Origin of the sequence: Succiniclasticum ruminis DSM 9236 (assembly GCF_900112895.1) — a bacterium.
In the GTDB taxonomy this organism is placed as follows: domain Bacteria; phylum Bacillota; class Negativicutes; order Acidaminococcales; family Acidaminococcaceae; genus Succiniclasticum; species Succiniclasticum ruminis.
The window spans coordinates 16,282-33,596 of sequence record NZ_FONL01000019.1; the positions used below are offsets into that span (position 1 = coordinate 16,282).

Below are 17,315 nucleotides of genomic sequence, written 5' to 3' on the forward strand. Positions count from 1 at the left end.
ATACGGCGAAAATGCAGCATCGCATTACTTTTACATAAAAAACGGCATTCGTTTTCACTCGAATGCCGTTTCTTTTTTTCATCTCCATCCCATCTCCCTCACACCGCATCCCTTTCATTCAGTCCAATGAACTTCGTGCAGTCGTTTTTGAAAAACAGATTGACCTTGCCGGTGGGACCGTTGCGGTGTTTGGCGATGATCAGCTCCGTCAGGTGGACGGGGGAGGCGCCCGCGTTTTTATAATAGTCTTCCCGGTACAGGAACATGACGATGTCCGCGTCCTGCTCCAAGGATCCGGATTCGCGCAAATCGGAAAGCATGGGCTTCTTCACCTGGCGCGTTTCCACGCTGCGGCTCAGCTGGCTCAGGGCCAGCACCGGCACATTCAGCTCCCGGGCCAGGGCCTTAAGTCCCCGGCTGATCTCGCTCACCTCGTGCTGCCGGTTTTCGGAATTGGTCCGGCGGTCCGGGGCCTGCATCAGCTGCAGGTAATCGATCACGATTAGGTCCAGCCCGCCCTTCGCTTTCAGGCGGCGGGCCTTGCCGCGCATTTCCTGAATGGTAAGGCCCGGCGTGTCGTCGATATAAATGCTGGAGCCCGCCAGTTTGTCGGAGGCCATCCAAATCCTGTCCAGCACCTGCTGCTTTTGTTTTTGCGTTTCTTCCGCAACGGCTTTGCGTTCTTCTGCCGTACTGTCCTCTGCGGCCTTATCGCCAACGACAAAAACCGGCTGATGCGTCTCGCCGCATTCCATCCCATCACTGCTCTTCGTCGTAGCGTGCAGCGTCTGACTTCCCGCCGCATCAGCCTGCTTCAGATATTTCAGCGTGGCATCCTCTCTCCTTGGCCGCAGCTCGCCTGTCTCCAGATCCGCTTCGGTGCAGATCATGCGCTGCACCAGCTGGTCGCGACTCATCTCCAGACTGAAAAAGGCCACGCGTTTCGGCGCCTCATCTTTGCCCGCGCCACGCAGCGCCACGTTTTGGGCGATGTTCAGGGCCAGGGCGGTCTTGCCCATGGAAGGCCGCGCCGCCAGGATGATAAAATCCGAAGGCTGCAGCCCCGCCGTCACTTCGTCCAGATCGGTGAAACCGGTGCGCAGGCCCGTCACCGGCTCATCGCTTTCCACCATGCTGCCCATGCGGTCCACGGTACTCTCCACGATTTCCTGGATCGGCACGAAATCCCGGCCCCGTCTGCGTCCGGTGAGTTCGAGCAGCTGCTTCTGCGCCGAATCCACCGCGTTCCGGATCTCCCCGTCGGGGCATTCGTAGCCCAGGCTGGCGATGACGGTGCCGCTTTCGATGAGCTGCCGCTGCATCGCCTTGTCCGCTACAATCTGCGCGTGAAATTTTACGTTGGCCGCCGTGGGCGCCACTTCCCCCAGCAGCGTGATGTAACTGACATCGCCAACCTCCTGCAGTTTGTTCATCTTTCTCAGTTCTTCGATGACGGTGACAAGATCCACCGGCTCGCTGCGGCCGTACAGATTCAGCATGGCCCGGTAGATGACCTGATGGGCCTGCCGGTAAAAGTCGTCCGGCTTCAGGATCCCGGACACGGTGCCCACCGCTTTATTGTCGATGAGCATGGCGCAGAGCACGTTCTGCTCCGCGGAAATATTTTGCGGAATGATTTTCTCCTGCATCGGTTGTTATCTCCTGTTGCTATAAAAATTTGCGTTACGTTTCAGGTGAACGAATGCGAAACCGCGCTTCGTTTTTCATTTCAGCGGCAGCCTCTGTTGCACCGTTTGCGGCAGACTCTGCTGCAAGGTTTGGAGCAGACTCGGCTGCACGGTTTGCGGCAGACACTCCGTCACAGCAGTTTCCCCGCAGGCAGCCTCCGATCCCTCAAACCCTTCCATCGTTTCCTGTCTGCCGGCGCTCCCGCCTTTCACCATGGCCTCCGCTTTCCGCTTCTGCTCCAGGTTGGTGTTGCGGCGTTCTCCGGGCATCAGCACGGTGTAGCTGATGTTCCGTTTCAGAAGACGGGTGACGGCCATGGCCCGCTTGGCGTTGCTGCCCTCTTTGGTCAGGATGTCCTCATGGAAGGCCGAGGTGAAGAGCAGGGGGACGTTCCTTGTCAGGCAGGTGTTCACGATCTGGATGAAGATCTGGTTGCAGTACGAGGTCTCCGGTTCCGAACCCAGATCGTCCAGCACCAGCAGGTCCTTGTCGCAGATCTGGGCGAGGAAGTCGCGGCGGCCTTCAAAAGCCATGGTGTTCAGCTCGATCATGACTGTGTTCATGTTGGTGAAGAGGCAGTGGTAGCCCCGGTCCGTCAGGTCGCTGACGATTTCCGCGGCGAGGTAGCTTTTGCCCGCCCCGGCCCCGCCGAAGATCGACAGTCCGGTGCCGTCCTGCCGCAGTTCCTCAAAGTGGTCCGCGTACTTCCGGGCCACGCCGGTGGCCGCCGGGTTCTGCCCGTTATCGTGGGCGAAATCCCAGGCGCACAGCTTTTCCAGCCCGAAGGCCTGATAGCGTTTTTCCCATTTTATGATTTCCTGCAGGCCGCGCTTTTCGCTCATGCCGCGCACCCCCTGTCACCCAGCCCCAACAGCCGGGCTGCTTTTTTCTGGGCCGGGGTGGTGGGGAGGAAAAGATTCCGCACGGCCTGTTTTTCTTCTTCCGGCGTGAACGCTTCCGTTCCTTCCCCGGGCAGGTAGAAGGGGCAGCGTTCCCCAGGCTGCCAGTCCGCGCCGCCGGCATTGGGTTTATCGAAGTAGTTCCCCGCCAGCACTTTGGCGAAATTGCCCGGCTCCAGCAGCCAGCCCAGGGTGACGGTCCAGGTCCTGCCGGCTTTTTTGCCCAGCAGGAAATCGCTGCTCCCGATGCGCTCCACGGTTTTCACAATGGTTTCTTCCCCGTAGCGCTCCAGCAGATACTGCAACTTCTTTTGCAGCAGGGGGACCAGCCCGGTGAATTTCCGCAGGGGCAGTTTGTTCCAGGCATCTAAGATCCGTTGGTATTTCCTTACAGGCTTATGGCTTATAAGCATATCAGCATATAAAGCATATTTATTATTATTATTATTAATATTAATATCAGTAATACCGTTTTGCGTTACATGTTGCGTTACAACACCCGTTACATTTTGCGTTACATCATGCGTTACAAACCGCGTTACATCTGGCGTTACACATGTTGTTACATTCTGCATTACAACACCAGCTGTCTGCAACATTTTGCTTTCCTCTACGTCCGGTGAAGCGTTTTCCGCAGGCGCGTCTTCCACAACTGTTTCGTGCGCGCCTTCCGCTTTCTCCTTTTCCTTTTTCAGTTCCCTGCACTTTGCCACACGGAGGCGTGTCTGTTCCCGGATCCGCTTTTGCCTGGCTTCGTCTCTCGGTGTCAGGCCTTCCGCTGTTTTCTTCTGACAGCCGGTGAACTGCAGCAGGCCGCCGGTGAGGGTGAGCCGGCCCAGCGTCTGCAGCCAGGCCACGGCCTTTTCCACCAGCGTCACGGGGAAATGGAAACAGGAAGCGATTTCCGGAACGGACATGGGCACGCCGGGGACCAGGCAGACAGCGTTGTCCGGCCTCGCGGCGGCAATGGCTTCCATGCAGTGCCATACGCCCAGCACGGAGGCTCCTTCCGGGTCTTTCATCATAATAGCGGTAATGTTCAGCAGGTCGTTCGTGACCTGTGCGTTCTGGTTTTCCATAAAATGGTATGAGCTCCTTTCGGGAGACGCTGATTCAACGCCGCAGAAAGCATTGCCCCTCAGTGTGTAAAATGAATCCATTGATGCTGTCGCCACACGGATTCCTTCATTAGAAAGCATCGCGTCCTCCTTGTAAAAAGAATCCTTTGAGCCGGCCATCCGCGCAGATTCCTTCAATAGAAAGCATCGCGCCCCATGCGCGCAAATGAATCAGCGTTTCCTAAAGTTGTTTCTTAAAATTTATAGTTTCCTGATGTTTACCTGTTCTTTACACTACGTTGCGTTCTTTCAGAAGTCCCCGCATGCGGCGCAGCGTGTTCTTCTTCGTCTTGCTGATGAACTGGTGCGTGCAGCCCGTTTCGCGGGCATATTGCCGCATCTTTTTCCCGTCGTAATAGAGAGCGCGGATGCAGGCGCGTTCCCGCGGGCTTGTCTGGTCCAGGGCCGCCCGCACTTCCTTTTTCAGTTCAGCCAGCAGCAGCGCCTGTTCCGGTTCCGTGTCCCGGCTGGCGGGAAGAAGCCGGCCATAAGGGGCCTCTTCCTCCGTTCCGCCTTCACTGCCGGCTGTACTGTCCGGCACTTCCTTCTCGAAACGCTCGCGCTCTTTACGTGTCTCGCTGATTAGGGCGCAGCGGATGACTTTGTACAGCAGGTTAGGGAACGTTTCTTCCACCACCCCGCCCTTATAGCCCGCGATGAATTTCATCAGGGCCAGCCAGGCGATGCCGCGGATCTCATCCCGCCCCAGCCTGCGTTCCAGCACATGGATCCGGAAAAAGATCTGTATGATGGGTTCCGCGCAGGAACAGAAACGTTCCATGGCGCTTTTATCTCCCGCCTGCGCGTCCCGCAGCAGTTTTTCCCAGGGAATCCGTTCCCTGTCGAATATAAAATGTTCCATTACTCTTTGCATCCTTTCATATACTTTTTTTTATTCAGATTTTGTCCTCGCGAAGACTGAAAAATCGTAGCATAAAAAGCAGTGAAAAACAACACACTGTGCAGGTTTAAAATATGTGGAGCACATGTAGTAAACTTGTTGTAAACGGATAAAAAATTATAGAGAAGTATACATGAAAACGGATAAAAAACGGATACGGATGGGGCGGCGTGTTTTTTAATAAAAAAATTCCGGCAAAAGCTTGCGCAAGTGCCGGTAATGAGTTATAATCTGTAATCGTGTTGTGCTTGCCTGTACAGGCAGACCGTGCGGATTTTTTAATGGAAAACTGATTTTGCTGATAATCGGTGCCGTTCCTTCTGATGGCATTATTGTGTATGGAAACAGAAACGGCGGTTTTTAGCGAATTACTATATGGGAAGTTGTTTTTTTATAAATCACGATAGCATGATAGCGTTCGGCCGGTGGCTGGCCGAACAACGAAAAACAAGATTTTGGTCACAAAGTGTGCTGGCTGAAAAGTTGGACGTAAGCCAGAACAGTGTGTCCCGGTGGGAAACCGGCGTAGCGTTTCCTTCCCAAGGCCACTTGCAAAAAATAGCGGAACTGTTCGGTGTGACGCCGGATGACATCCTGCGGATTGCGAGGCAGGGGTCACTCACGGAACCCGAACCGGCGGGGTATTGCATTGCGGAAACCAATGCAAAGCCGGATCCGGACCGAGAGACGCCGGAAGACAGAATTCGCAGGCTTAAAGCGGAACTCAGTCTTATGCAGATTGAGAATAAGACGCTGAAAGAAAGAAAACATGAGCTTGAGGCGGAACTCGGTTTCGTGCGGGCTGATAATTTGAAGCTAAAGGTTGCTAACCGGCAACTGAAAGCTGCCGTGCAGCAGTTCATCGATTAATATCTACTCAAAGGGAGGGGTCAGGTAAATTTGCTTTTATAAAACCACCGTTGTTTCATTCCATACCGTCCAATACGCAACTGTACCATTAATAAATACCGGCACAACACAAGATACCGCAGCGATTTTTCATAAGATCGCCGCGGTGTTTTTTTTGCAAAAAAATTTAAAAAAATTATAAAAACGCGGTTGCCGTTTTTCGATTTTTGCGGATATAGAAGTGTAAGGGCAAAACGGGGAAACACGGAATCATCCGTGGTTCCGGACCGCAAACAAAAAGGCAGCATAAAACCACAACACGCTGCCGCAAAAAGAAAAGGAGTGATTGTTCATGTTAGTTGAAAACCCTACACACATTACCGAAGCAAAAATCAAACGGATGGCGAAGCAGGCGAAAGGCAGGATCACCACCATCTACCTGCACTGGACCGCCGGGCATTACGGCCAGGTGTATGACGATTACCACCTGTGCATCGACAGGGACGGCACGGTGTACGCCACCTGCGACGACTTCTGCGAGCGCAAGTCCCACACCTGGCACCGGAACACCGGCACCATCGGCATCGCCCTGTGCTGCGGGCACGATGCGGAATGCGAAGTGCCCACGGCGATCTGCGCGAAGGCCGCCTGGAGCGCCACGGAACCCGGGGAGTACCGGGACCCCTACCAGGCCATGATGGACCTGGGCAGTGAACCGCCTACGGCCAAACAAATCGATGTGCTGGGAAAGATCGTGGCCATCCTCTGCAACGAGCTGGACTTTCCCAACAGTTCCGACCGGGTGATGACCCATTGCGAGATTGCGTTCCGGGACGGCTACGGCCCCGGCAGCGGGGATCCGGAAACGAAATGGGACCTGTGGTTCCTGCCGGACGACGCCCGGGAGGGGAAACTGTACCCCGGGGGCTGCCTGATCCGGGGCAAGGCGGCGTACTATCTGTGGGGCATGAAGCACCGGAAGAAGGCAGCCTAGTGTCCGGCGGGCGGCAGGGCGGAGGGCGCATCCGGGACCAATCCGATGCGCCGGTGAAAACGGTTTGACCTGCGGCGAAACGCAAGTTGCGGAGCCGCCGCAGTGCAAATACAGCGGGCGTGCCATGCGGCATGCGGCAGAATCGTAGGGCCTGCAGATGTAAGCCGCGGACGCAGTAAGTCCCGCACCAGTATTTTACGGGAAAGGAGGTGAAGCCGATGGCAGCAGTTATGAACGTAATCAAACGATCCCTGTCCGTTTCCATCGCCCGGGGCGAAGATGCGGACGGGAATCAGGTGACCAAGAGTTATGTCTACTCCAACATCAAGCCCAACGCGGAACCGGCGAAGATCCTGGCAGTAGGCAAAGCCCTGGGCGGCCTGTTCGACAACGACATTACCGGGCTGGTAGTGGTGGAACGATCTACCCTGACGGAAGAGTAAGGGCGGAAAAAAGAAAAAGGGCGGGCAACCGGTGAGGTTGTCCGCCAAAAACAGTAAATCGTTGGAAAAAATTTACAACTAACAGCGAGGACTTAACTATAGCGCAATATGCGTGGTTTGTCAAGAGTAAGGAGGAAAAAATATGAGTGCAGATACAGATCTGGATCTGGTGTTCCGGAACGCGGCAGGCAAAAAGGTGACCCTCAACATCGAGGAACCCAAGACCGGCGTAACGAAAGCGGAAATCGACGCCGCCATGCAGGTTGTGGTTGATAACAACATTTTCAACACCAGCGGCGGCGACATCGTGGACGCGGTGGAAGGTCGCCTGCGCACGATCACCCTTGATGTTGTCGGAGACTGACGCAAGGAGGCCGCGACATGGATACCACGGAAGTATTCAGCTTTATTAAAGACTTCGGCTTTCCCGTGGTGCTGAGCTGGTTTTTGCTTGTACGCATGGAAGACAGGCTGGCGGGCCTCACGGAAGTGATCGGGGAACTGAGCTGCAACATCGCTGCCATGCGGGGGGACGTTGCGAAAAAATGAAAAAGGCGCGCTGTCACTGGCAGTGTGCCGCAAATGAAAAAAAACCGGACGTGTAACAGCGTCCGGTTTTTTGTGTGCTTGAAAAGAAAAACTCCCGGCCTGCACATACCAGGAGTTTTTTCCGGGTGGTACGTAATGTCTGTATACACCCGAGTGTGTTTCGCATGTGCCCGTTTATTATTTCCAGAAGGCAACTGGATAAATAATAATGCGAAACACAAGGATGATTATAGCACTGTATCGTGATTTGTCAACAGGGTTGGGAAATTTTTTTAGTGTTTCACGTGAAACTTTTTGATAAAAACCCCCAAAATTTTACGCCAACTTCTAAAGCCTGCACAGGGCGCGGCTTGTAGCACTTCTGCAAGTACGGACAAATGGACGAGAAATGGAGTATAATTAGAGCAGGGGGCACCAGGGGGTAGATTAATTAATCATTTGAGGAACTCGTTTTTGCCAATCAACTATTGACAAAATAATTGGCCTAAAATTCATGTGAGCGCAATGTTTTATAAAATTGAAAAACTCAATTTATTTTTGATTCATTGATATATTTTTGTTATTATATTCATAGGAAAGATTAATTATTTGAATATCGAAGGGGTTGATGATATGAATTACAATAAACTATGGAAATTGTTAATTGATCGCAATTTAAAAAAGAAAGATTTACGTGAGATGGCAGGATTAACAACGAATGTAATGGCAAAGATGGGAAAAGGCGGGGATGTTTCAACTAATGTATTGCGTAAGATTTGTGAAGCCTTGGATTGCCAGTTGTATGACATTGTTGAGCTTGAATCAGACATGAACCGATAGGGGATTGTAGCGGTTATATTTGCCAAAGAAATAGTTAACAACTGGCTTCATAGATATGTTTTTGTTTGTCTTAAGAATTCTAAAAGATTACAGAATCTTATAACCTGGCTTCATTCAAACCAAGCAAGGGCTGCAAAGATGAGAATACTGGTTATTGATGATGAAGCTGACCAGGCAAGTATTAATACTGCTAAAATGGGAAATCCGCAAGATGAGGAAGAGATTGAGAGAACCACGGTAAATCGGCTGATAATTGATCTTGTTAAAGGAAATGATTGTGAAAGCAACCGGTCGAATGCTCAATTTCAGGCTATGAATTATGTCAGCTTTACTGCTACACCATATGCTAATGTATTAAATGAAGCCTACAGAGACTCTTTATATCCAAGTAATTTTATCTGTAACTTGCCTGAATCTAAAGAATATTTTGGTCCTAAAGTTATTTGGGGAAGTAAAGCAGATGACAATTATAATGGCTTAAATATTTTGAGAACAATACCTGAAAGCGAGATGAAAGAACTCAAACTGCTTCATAAAGGTAGCACTTCAACATTACCTACTGAATTTCAAAAGTCGATAGCCTGGTTTTTATGTTCTGCAGGACTAATCCAAGAGCTGTTTTTTTAGAGAATGTTGAAAATTTGGTGCTTCATGATCATGGGAATACGATTGAGACGATCATTAAAACCTTGGAAGATGAGCTCAGATACCGTGTTATCGGTGTAAGTTTAGATGATGACGGGAATTATGTTTATAACCGTTCATCTTTGGTAAGGAATTCAAAGGATTTTGGCGTTCCGCAAAACAGGCCAAGAGTGTATTTAATGGCCTTTAGTAAAAAAATCTACGGTAATGCTGTGAAATTATTGACGAAGTCATTACCTACAAGTGGAAATAAAATTATTTTCCGTGATGTAAATGAAATATTGGAACCCGTTGTAGAAGACAGATATTATATGGCGCAAGGGTATTTGGAAACATTAAAAAGGCATAAAGCCCGCCAAAAGAAAAACGGATATGGATTCGGTTATTGTGTGGTTAACCAAACTAAGTCTGAACATCCTTTAGCATATACTATTTTAGCTACAGGCGGATCCGGAAAAGAGCGGAATTTAATATATCAACCCAAAGAAGGAGTCGCGGGAAAAGTAATTCCGGAAAAGCAAACACCTCTTAATGCAGAAGGAATACGTTTCATGACGCCAACTGAATGGGGGCGCTTGCAAGGTTTTATCGGGTATGCTTTTTTAGATGAAAATGGGAAAGAAAAATTTGAGTTTCCGAATGAAATTACTGACGGTTATAAATACAAACAGTTTGGGAATTCGGTAACAATTCCTGTTATTGAAACAATGGCAAATTTTATGTTAGAGTGCTTTGGTGTTTTAGAGAAACAACAGGTTGATGTTGTTCGTGCAATAGCTGATAATAATTCATGTTTTTCCAAACGTGATGTAATGGAAATACTGGACTTAAACTCTGCACAAGCCGGATATTTGTTAAGAACGATGGTTGATTCTGGTGAAATTTTGAAATTTTCAAGGGGTAAATCAACCAGATATGCTAAATATGCTGACAGGTTGATACTTCCGCCTGTTAGTAACGAGGATAAAGTACTTACCATGTTTGAAACTCGTAGTATAATTACTAATTCAGATATCACAAAGGAACTGAATTTAAAGGTTTCAACCACTAATGTTTTACTTTCTAACATGGTAAAAAAAGGGTTGCTTAAAAGGTTGGCAAGGGATGTGTTAAAAGAGTATACAGGTCTTTTAAAAACTGGCAGAATACTTCTTGAAGCAATAAAATAATGTGATATATTGGAACAGTTGCATATGTTGAAGAGATAGTTTTATAATTTTTATTTTTGGGAGTAAATATATGGAGTTCTTTAAACAACCTAAACAACCAAAATGGAAAATCGTTGAATATTCAAAGAATCAAATAAAAAAAGCTGGGAAGATTATTAAGCATCTGGATTCTACTTCCGAACAAATGGAAGAAGCAACAAAAATAATTGATAATTGGCGTGCAGCACATGCTTTTCCTCTTCACGTTATTTATACGCACCTACGTAGAATGGCATTAATTAATAAAAGAATAGTAGTTGCAGAAAGGTTAAAAAGACTTGATTCTATAATTAATAAACTCAAAAGAGAGAAAACCATGAGTTTATTAACGATGCAAGATTTAGGAGGATGTCGTTTTATTGTACCTAGAATAAAAGATGTATATAAATATCATTTCATATATGTGCAGATAAATTTTCGGACCGGAGAGTATTATATTGGGAAGGTTAACAGAAAGAGATGGAAAGAACTGAAGAATTATAAAGGCTCCGGGTTATTGTTTCAAAAAAAGTACAAAAAACATACGGAAGAATTTGTCCAATATTTTATTGCTTGTTGTAAAACAGCCGAAGAAACGGAAAAATTGGAAGCACAAATAGTAAACAGTGAACTCCTTAAAGATCCACTATGCCTCAACTTGGTTAAAGGGGGCGGGGGAACTAGCAAACATGACAGTGAAGAGCGAATTATTCATATACGTGAATATTTATTGGCACACCCTGAACAGTATCAGGCTATGCTTGCTAAGAATAAAGAACTATATTGTTCGGGGCCGACGCCTGCTTTAAAAGCACGAAACGAAAGAATAAAAGCTACTGCATCACAAAGCAAATATCGTGAAATGTCCAGGAAGCGAATTATTCGCTGGAAAACTGAACATCCAGAAGAGTATGCAGCCTCGCGTGAAAATAATCGTATTGCGATGCAAAGCGAAGAATCTAAACAAAAAAGAAATGCTTCACTGCAGAAGTGGCGTGAAGCTCATCCGAAAGAATACGCTGAATACAGGCGCAAACAAATAGAAGCAGCCCATAGCGCAGAAGCAAAAGCCAAGCGTAGTAAGTCTTTAAAAGAATGGAATCGGACGCATCCGGAAGAAGTTAAGCGAAGAGCTGCAAAAGTAGGTAAGTCAAGGCAGAAGGCTGTTAATATGCTTGATTTAAAAACCGGAGAAGTTTTGAAATCTTTTAACAGTCAGCAAGAGGCTGCGGAGTGGCTGGTACAACAAGGGTTAGCGAAAAATACAAAGTGTAAAGGTTCTATAAGTGCAGTTTGTCTGAAAAAACTGATCCCTGGTCATGGTACTAGAAATCAAGCACACGGATACGGTTGGGAGTTTAAAGAGGAGAAATAATCCATGCAACTGCCAAAATCAGAACAACTGAATATTGCAAGCTTATCCAGCCTTTTTGAATACGGCAATCCGGATTCTTCCACTATTTTGCTGCAGATGGTGGATGATCATGATCTGGCTGTGATAGAAAATGAAGTGGCGGCCATCCGGAAGACGGCGGATGACTTCCATTTGCTTGCCATTAAAGTGAAGGACTGGAATCTGGATCTGTCTCCCTGGAATGCGCCGGCCGTGTTCGGGAAAGAAGGCTTCGGCGGTGGCGCGGCGGAAACGCTGGCTGCTGTGCTGGATTTGTGTTCGGACGACAGCAGGCGGTATTATGTCGGAGGGTATTCTCTTGCCGGCCTCTTTGCTTTGTGGGCGGCGTATCAGACGGACGTGTTCGCAGGGGTGGCGGCGGCGTCGCCTTCAGTCTGGTTTCCCGGTTTTGCGGATTACATGGAAGAGCATGCGATAAAATGCAGGCGGGTTTATCTGAGTCTGGGGGACAGGGAAGAAAAGGTGCGGAATCCGGTGATGGCTGCTGTAGGAGAGAACATCCGCAGGGCGTATGACTGCCTGGCAGGGCAGGGAGTTGATTGTGTGCTGGAGTGGAACAGGGGAAATCATTTTAAAGAGCCGGATATAAGAACGGCAAAAGCGTTTGCCTGGCTGATAGGGAATTGACTGGTGTTGGGGAAGAGGTAAGTTGTAAAAGAGGTTTTCGTATGAGGTAGCGAAAATGAAGCGGGCATTTCTGTTGGTTCTTTTTTGTGTGGTCCTTCTGGCAGGCTATACGGTAACAAGGACATTGCTGGCAAAAGAAAAAGCGACTCTTACGTTTCATTCCTTTGATGGAGGCGGACCGCGTTACAGTGTCGTGTTTGATTCGGATATCGTTTCCTGCCAGAAGGAGAAACGGTATAAAAAGCCGGATCATAAAAGGTTAAAGGGAGCAGGTTACGATGTCGTATTCACGTTTACGGGCCTGAAGACAGGGGAAACGATTGTGACGGTGCAGAAAAGGTCGCCGGTTAAGGAGGCATTGAATGAAGACAGGCAGTATAAGCTGAAGGTAGATAACGATCTGAATGTAAAAATCGAAGCAGTAAATCCGGCATCCGCTGTGAGGTAAGAGTCATGTAATACAAATAAGGAGAGAATCATTATGCCGATCAACAAAAATGAACTCACGATGGAACAGGTGAGGAAGGCATTGTCCGGCTTTTCCGTTTGTTTGCTGCTGTTTCTTTTGTGTGGATCATCCGCGTTGGCGGCGGAGATCTTCAGGGAGACCGTTCCCCTGGAGCGGAACCGTGTGCTGTTGCATCTGGAACGGTACGTAGAGAAGGACGGTAAGAGGAAGCAGCCCCTCCTGCTCGTGCATGGGGTAACCTATTCGTCCCATGAGTTCGATGTGGATTATAAAGATTACAGCCTGGCGCGCTATTTCGCCGGGCACGGGTTTGAAGTCTGGCTGCTGGATATTGCAGGGTTTGGCAATTCCGGCAGTATCGGGGACGGCTTCCGGCCGGATTCCGATTACGCGGCGGAAGACATCGCGGCGGCTGTGCGGTGTATCATGCGGCGCAGCCGGGTTTCCTTCGTGGATGTGCTGGGGTGGAGCTGGGGAACCGTGACAAGCGGGCGTTTTGCGGCGCGTCATCCCGAAATGGTGCGCAGGCTTGTGCTCTACGCCCCGATTGTGGCAGGGCTTGGGGAGCAGCCGGTGGCTGAACCCTTCCATACGAATACATGGATGCACGCGGCGGAGGATTTCCAGACCGCTCCGGACGGCGGCATTGATTTCCGCATTGTGGAAAGGCCTGTGGCGGACACGTTTCTTTCCAACGCCTGGCGCAATGACAAAACGTCCAGCCCTAACGGCGGCCGGAGGGATTTACTGGTAAGCCCGGATACAAGGCTGATTCCCACGGCGGACATCAAAGTTCCGACGCTCATCATCGTCGGTTCCAAAGATCCCTATGTATCCCCGGCGTTATGCGAAGAGGCGTATAAAACGCTGCCGGACAGGAATTCCCGTCTGGAGATCATAGAGGGCGGGGGTCACGCGATGCTCATGGAGCGGCCCTATTACAGGAAGTTCCGTGCAAAGGTCAGGGCCTTCCTCTCTTCTGTAAACTAACCAACAGATGAAAAGATAAACAGATGAAAAGTTATCTGGAAAACATTTCCCGGGTGAAGGGGAAGATCCTCTGCACCGGAGAAGAAACCGGCCCGCGGCTTTTTTGACCGGTGCGAGGAAATCGAAGACCGGGCGATTTGTAAAAAGAGCGATGTAAAGTTTTATCCCAAAAAGTGATGGTTAATATATAACATAAAGGAGGATTTTATTATGCCAATTAAACCGAACGAACTGACAAAAGAAATGGTCATGAAAGCCATGCAGTGCAAGGATGCCGATGAACTGATCGCGCTGGCAAAGAGCGGCGGCATCGAACTGACGAAGGAAGAGGCCGAAACCTATTTGGCGGAGCTGGCTGATTTCGAATTGGACGGCGACAACCTGAAAAAAATCGCCGGCGGCATTTTCGAATGCTACATGAGAAATGACTGCATGTATGCCTTTGACGATTGGAAATAACGCGGACCGTTTTACCCGGTATGTTTCCGGAATCCGGTTCATAGTGTGAATAAAAGCCGTGGAATTTATTTTCCGCGGCTTTTTTGTTATAATGGCTTATAGATGGGACTGTGGATACCAATCGTTGTGTGATTTGAATAAGGATGAAAAGGCTTGCTTTTGAAAGGGCAGCCGGGTAATTGGACAGACAGGAGCGGCAAAGGAAATGAACGGCAAAGGATTGACCACTGCCGAAGCCCTGGAAAGGGCGAAGCAGGGAAAGAACGTATTGACCCAGGGAAAGAAGAAGAGTCTGTTTTCCGTGATCGCGGAGCAGTTTGCGTCGCCGCTGCTGCTTCTGCTGGTGGCTGCCTCGGTCATTTCCATCATGACCGGGGAAATCGTGGACGGCATCATTATCATCGTGGTGGTGCTGGCTAATGTCATCATCGGCACCGTGCAGGAACTTTCGGCGGAGAAATCCGTGGAGGCCCTGCGGCAGATCAACGCGTCCACGGCGGTGGTGATCCGGGACGGCGTGGAGACGGAGATTCCCGCGTCGGACCTGGTGGTGGGCGATTACGTGATCCTGGAAGCGGGTCGCGTGGTGCCTGCGGACCTGGCTCTGGTGCAGACCAGCTCCCTGAAGGTGAATGAATCGGCCCTGACGGGCGAGAGCGTTGCGGTGGAGAAGGACTGCAGCGAAACCAGCGATGAGAAGACGCCCCTCGGCGACCGCAAGGATAAGGCCTTCATGTCCACCCTGGTGGAATACGGCCGCGGCGAGGGCGTGGTGGAAAAGATCGGCGACCATACCGAGATCGGCAAAATTTCCGGCATGCTGCATCAGATCGAGAAGCAGGAGACGCCGCTGCAGAAGAATCTGGACAGCATCTCCAAGGTGCTGGGCATCGCGGGCGTGGTCCTGTGCATCCTGATGTTTGCCTGCCAGATTTTTATTTACCGCACCCCTGTCATTGAAACCCTGATGATCTCCATCGCCTTTGCCGTGGCGGTCATCCCGGAAGGGCTGGCCACCGTGGTCACGCTGGTGCTTACGGCGGGCATCCAGGAGATGAGCAAGCGCAACGCCATCGTGAAGCAGATCCATGCGGTGGAAACCCTGGGCGCGGTGAATGTGATCTGTTCCGATAAGACGGGCACCCTGACCCAGAATCGGATGACGGTGGTGAAGTGGTATCTTTCCGGCGAGGCGTTGGAACCGGAAGAACTGCCTGCGGACAGCAAGGTGTTTGCCAGACTGCTGGAGGGCTTTCTGGCCTGTAACGACGCGAAGTATTCCGAAGAGACCGGCGAGGAAATCGGCGATCCCACGGAAACAGCCTTCATCAAGTACGCGAAAGACAAGAAGCTGGGCTATTACGATATCATGCGTGATATCACCCGCTTTGATGAGATTCCTTTTGATTCCGGCCGGAAGATGATGACCACCCTGGACCGGGTGGAACGGGACGGAGAAATTAAAAATATTTCCTACACGAAGGGCGCCATCGATTCCGTCATCGTCCGCTGCGACCGCATCCTGGATGAGGACGGCATACGGGAGATCACCAACGAGGACGTGGTCCTTGCCACCCAGGCGGCGGACATCATGAGCTCCGAAGCGCTCCGGGTGCTGGCCCTGGCCTACCGGGAAGGGGATACCGTTCCCCAGGAAAAGGATATGATCTTCGTAGGGCTGGGCGCCATGATCGACCCGCCCAAGGAAGGCGTGAAGGAAACCGTGGACGAGTGTCATCACGCGGGCATCGACGTGGCCATGATCACGGGCGACCATAAGATCACGGCTTTCGCCATCGCCAAGGAGCTGGATATCGCCACGGATATTTCCCAGAGTATTTCCGGCGCGGAGATCGATGAGATGGATTCCGATGAGTTTAAGAAGAATGTGCTGGATTACCGCGTCTTCGCCCGGGTATCGCCGGAAAATAAAGTGCAGATTGTGCAGGCGTTCCAGTCCCACGGCAAGATCTGCTCCATGACCGGTGACGGCGTCAATGACGCGCCTTCCCTGAAAGCGGCGGACATCGGCGTGGCCATGGGCATCGGCGGCACGGAAGTGGCCAAGGATGCCGCGGAGATGATTCTGGTGGACGACAATTTCATCACCATCAAGAACGCGGTGATGGAAGGCCGCAATCTGTTTAACAATATTAAGAAGTCGGTCGTGTATCTGCTGCGGTCCAACTTTGGCGAAGTGGTGCTGATGGCATCGGCCATTTTTGCAGGGCTTTCGTCGCCCCTTTCCACCATCCAGATCCTGTGGGTGAACCTGCTGACGGATACGGCGCCTTCCCTGGCTCTGGGCATGGACGTGGGTTCGGATGCCGTCATGAATGAAAAGCCCAGGGACGTAAAGGCCGGCATTTTGAACCGGAGCGATTACCTGAACATCGTGATCCAGGGCCTGATCAGCGGCGGCGTGACGCTGCTGGCGTTCCTGCTCCCCGTGATCATGCAGTATGGGACGGGAAATATTCTGGCGAATCTGGAAGGAAACGAAGAACTCCTGAAACTGTGCAGGACCTACTGCTTCAGCACGCTGGCCATCAACGAGATGCTGATGGCGTACGTCTGCAAGACCAAGGGCAGCCTGGCCTTTGCCACGAAAGAATCCTGGAACAACAAGGCGCTGAATATCATCACGGCCGTGGGCATCCTGCTGCAGATCGGCATCCTGGTGGTTCCCCCCATGCGCACTTTGCTGAAGCTGGCGCCTGTGGGAACGGTTGACATCGCGCTGATCCTCTTCATCGCGGTGGCCGGCGTCCTGATCAACGCGGCGATTACCCTGGCGAAAGAGCGCTTGGATATTAAGCGGGAGAGAAATCTGTAAGGGATGTTCCCGGGGAAGAAAGTTCATACTTGTCTCAGTAAATAATGCAACAGCCGTGGAATGTAAGTTCCGCGGCTGTTTTATTATGGCTTTAGCTTGGGAGCCGAATCCCTCAAGGGGATTTGGCTCAAAAACCACCTGCTACGCAGGTGGGATTAATGCTTAAGCAAAAGGGCAACATCCTTCTTGTATAATGATAGTGTTCAAGCCGTCACTAAAACAAGAAAGGATGTTGCCCTATGGCAAATAGTTTAGCACATACCAAGTGGGTATGCAAATATCACATTGTATTTACACCAAAATACAGAAGAAAAATCATTTATAACCAATTGCGTTTGGATATCAGAACGATTCTTAAAGATTTGTGCAAATGGAAAGGTGTAGAAATCATCGAAGGAAATTGTATGCCAGATCATGTCCATCTATT

19 protein-coding genes are annotated in these 17,315 nt (G+C 50.2%); 15 read left to right on the forward strand and 4 right to left on the reverse strand.

Annotation, left to right across the window (positions count from 1 at the left end):
• Window positions 1-98 precede the first annotated feature (98 nt).
• The 4 genes from BM159_RS10080 to BM159_RS10095 all read right to left on the reverse strand — a co-directional run bounded on the left by BM159_RS10080 (window position 99) and on the right by BM159_RS10095 (window position 4,568).
• Window positions 99-1,649, reverse strand: a complete 1,551-nt coding sequence (locus tag BM159_RS10080) for a replicative DNA helicase (RefSeq protein WP_093914109.1) — start codon at window positions 1,647-1,649, stop codon at window positions 99-101.
• Window positions 1,650-1,724: 75 nt separating this feature from the next.
• Window positions 1,725-2,531: an ATP-binding protein gene (locus tag BM159_RS10085; protein ID WP_093914110.1), complete on the reverse strand. Its 807-nt coding sequence runs from the start codon at window positions 2,529-2,531 to the stop codon at window positions 1,725-1,727.
• Window positions 2,528-3,667: a hypothetical protein gene (locus tag BM159_RS10090; RefSeq protein ID WP_143089431.1), complete on the reverse strand. Its 1,140-nt coding sequence runs from the start codon at window positions 3,665-3,667 to the stop codon at window positions 2,528-2,530. Before BM159_RS10090 ends, BM159_RS10085 begins: the two co-directional genes overlap by 4 nt.
• 268 nt (window positions 3,668-3,935) lie before the next feature.
• The gene (locus BM159_RS10095; protein ID WP_177206004.1) at window positions 3,936-4,568 is read right to left on the reverse strand and encodes a sigma-70 family RNA polymerase sigma factor; all 633 of its coding nucleotides are present in this window, start codon (window positions 4,566-4,568) and stop codon (window positions 3,936-3,938) included.
• A 447-nt stretch (window positions 4,569-5,015) separates the two neighbouring features.
• On the opposite strand from BM159_RS10095, the gene BM159_RS10100 reads away from it, so the two are divergent.
• From BM159_RS10100 to tnpA, 15 genes are all read left to right on the forward strand, one after another.
• Window positions 5,016-5,477, forward strand: coding sequence for a helix-turn-helix domain-containing protein (locus BM159_RS10100; protein WP_093914113.1), 462 nt, complete (start codon window positions 5,016-5,018; stop codon window positions 5,475-5,477).
• Between the two features lie 331 nt (window positions 5,478-5,808).
• Window positions 5,809-6,450 (forward strand): peptidoglycan recognition protein family protein, encoded by a 642-nt coding sequence (locus BM159_RS10110; RefSeq protein WP_093914115.1) that lies wholly within the window; start codon window positions 5,809-5,811, stop codon window positions 6,448-6,450.
• A 218-nt stretch (window positions 6,451-6,668) separates the two neighbouring features.
• Entirely contained in the window at window positions 6,669-6,893 is a 225-nt protein-coding gene (locus tag BM159_RS10115; RefSeq protein WP_093914116.1) for a DUF1659 domain-containing protein, read from the forward strand.
• 142 nt (window positions 6,894-7,035) lie between these two features.
• A complete protein-coding gene (locus BM159_RS10120) occupies window positions 7,036-7,257 on the forward strand; it encodes a DUF2922 domain-containing protein (protein WP_093914117.1) in 222 nt (73 codons plus the stop codon).
• Between the two features lie 17 nt (window positions 7,258-7,274).
• Entirely contained in the window at window positions 7,275-7,442 is a 168-nt protein-coding gene (locus BM159_RS10125) for a YvrJ family protein (protein ID WP_093914118.1), read from the forward strand.
• Between the two features lie 612 nt (window positions 7,443-8,054).
• Window positions 8,055-8,261 carry a helix-turn-helix domain-containing protein gene (locus BM159_RS10130; RefSeq protein ID WP_093914126.1) on the forward strand — a complete coding sequence of 69 codons (207 nt, stop codon included), beginning with the start codon at window positions 8,055-8,057 and terminating at the stop codon, window positions 8,259-8,261.
• Between the two features lie 138 nt (window positions 8,262-8,399).
• The gene (locus tag BM159_RS10135) at window positions 8,400-8,888 is read left to right on the forward strand and encodes a hypothetical protein (protein WP_093914119.1); all 489 of its coding nucleotides are present in this window, start codon (window positions 8,400-8,402) and stop codon (window positions 8,886-8,888) included.
• Complete coding sequence (gene dcm, locus BM159_RS10140) at window positions 8,852-10,075, forward strand: DNA (cytosine-5-)-methyltransferase (RefSeq protein ID WP_093914120.1); 1,224 nt, start codon at window positions 8,852-8,854, stop codon at window positions 10,073-10,075. Before BM159_RS10135 ends, dcm begins: the two co-directional genes overlap by 37 nt.
• A gap of 70 nt (window positions 10,076-10,145) precedes the next feature.
• Window positions 10,146-11,468: a hypothetical protein gene (locus BM159_RS10145; RefSeq protein WP_093914121.1), complete on the forward strand. Its 1,323-nt coding sequence runs from the start codon at window positions 10,146-10,148 to the stop codon at window positions 11,466-11,468.
• Window positions 11,469-11,471: 3 nt separating this feature from the next.
• The gene (locus BM159_RS10150; protein WP_093914122.1) at window positions 11,472-12,134 is read left to right on the forward strand and encodes an alpha/beta hydrolase; all 663 of its coding nucleotides are present in this window, start codon (window positions 11,472-11,474) and stop codon (window positions 12,132-12,134) included.
• Between the two features lie 55 nt (window positions 12,135-12,189).
• A complete protein-coding gene (locus BM159_RS10155; protein WP_093914123.1) occupies window positions 12,190-12,582 on the forward strand; it encodes a protease inhibitor I42 family protein in 393 nt (130 codons plus the stop codon).
• A 33-nt stretch (window positions 12,583-12,615) separates the two neighbouring features.
• Window positions 12,616-13,593 carry an alpha/beta fold hydrolase gene (locus tag BM159_RS10160; RefSeq protein ID WP_218149579.1) on the forward strand — a complete coding sequence of 326 codons (978 nt, stop codon included), beginning with the start codon at window positions 12,616-12,618 and terminating at the stop codon, window positions 13,591-13,593.
• Between the two features lie 210 nt (window positions 13,594-13,803).
• Entirely contained in the window at window positions 13,804-14,052 is a 249-nt protein-coding gene (locus BM159_RS10165; protein WP_093914124.1) for a hypothetical protein, read from the forward strand.
• Between the two features lie 205 nt (window positions 14,053-14,257).
• Window positions 14,258-16,888: a cation-translocating P-type ATPase gene (locus BM159_RS10170; protein WP_093914125.1), complete on the forward strand. Its 2,631-nt coding sequence runs from the start codon at window positions 14,258-14,260 to the stop codon at window positions 16,886-16,888.
• Between the two features lie 239 nt (window positions 16,889-17,127).
• On the forward strand, window positions 17,128-17,315 hold a 188-nt coding region (gene tnpA / locus BM159_RS10175), incomplete at its 3' end, for an IS200/IS605 family transposase (RefSeq protein WP_143089424.1).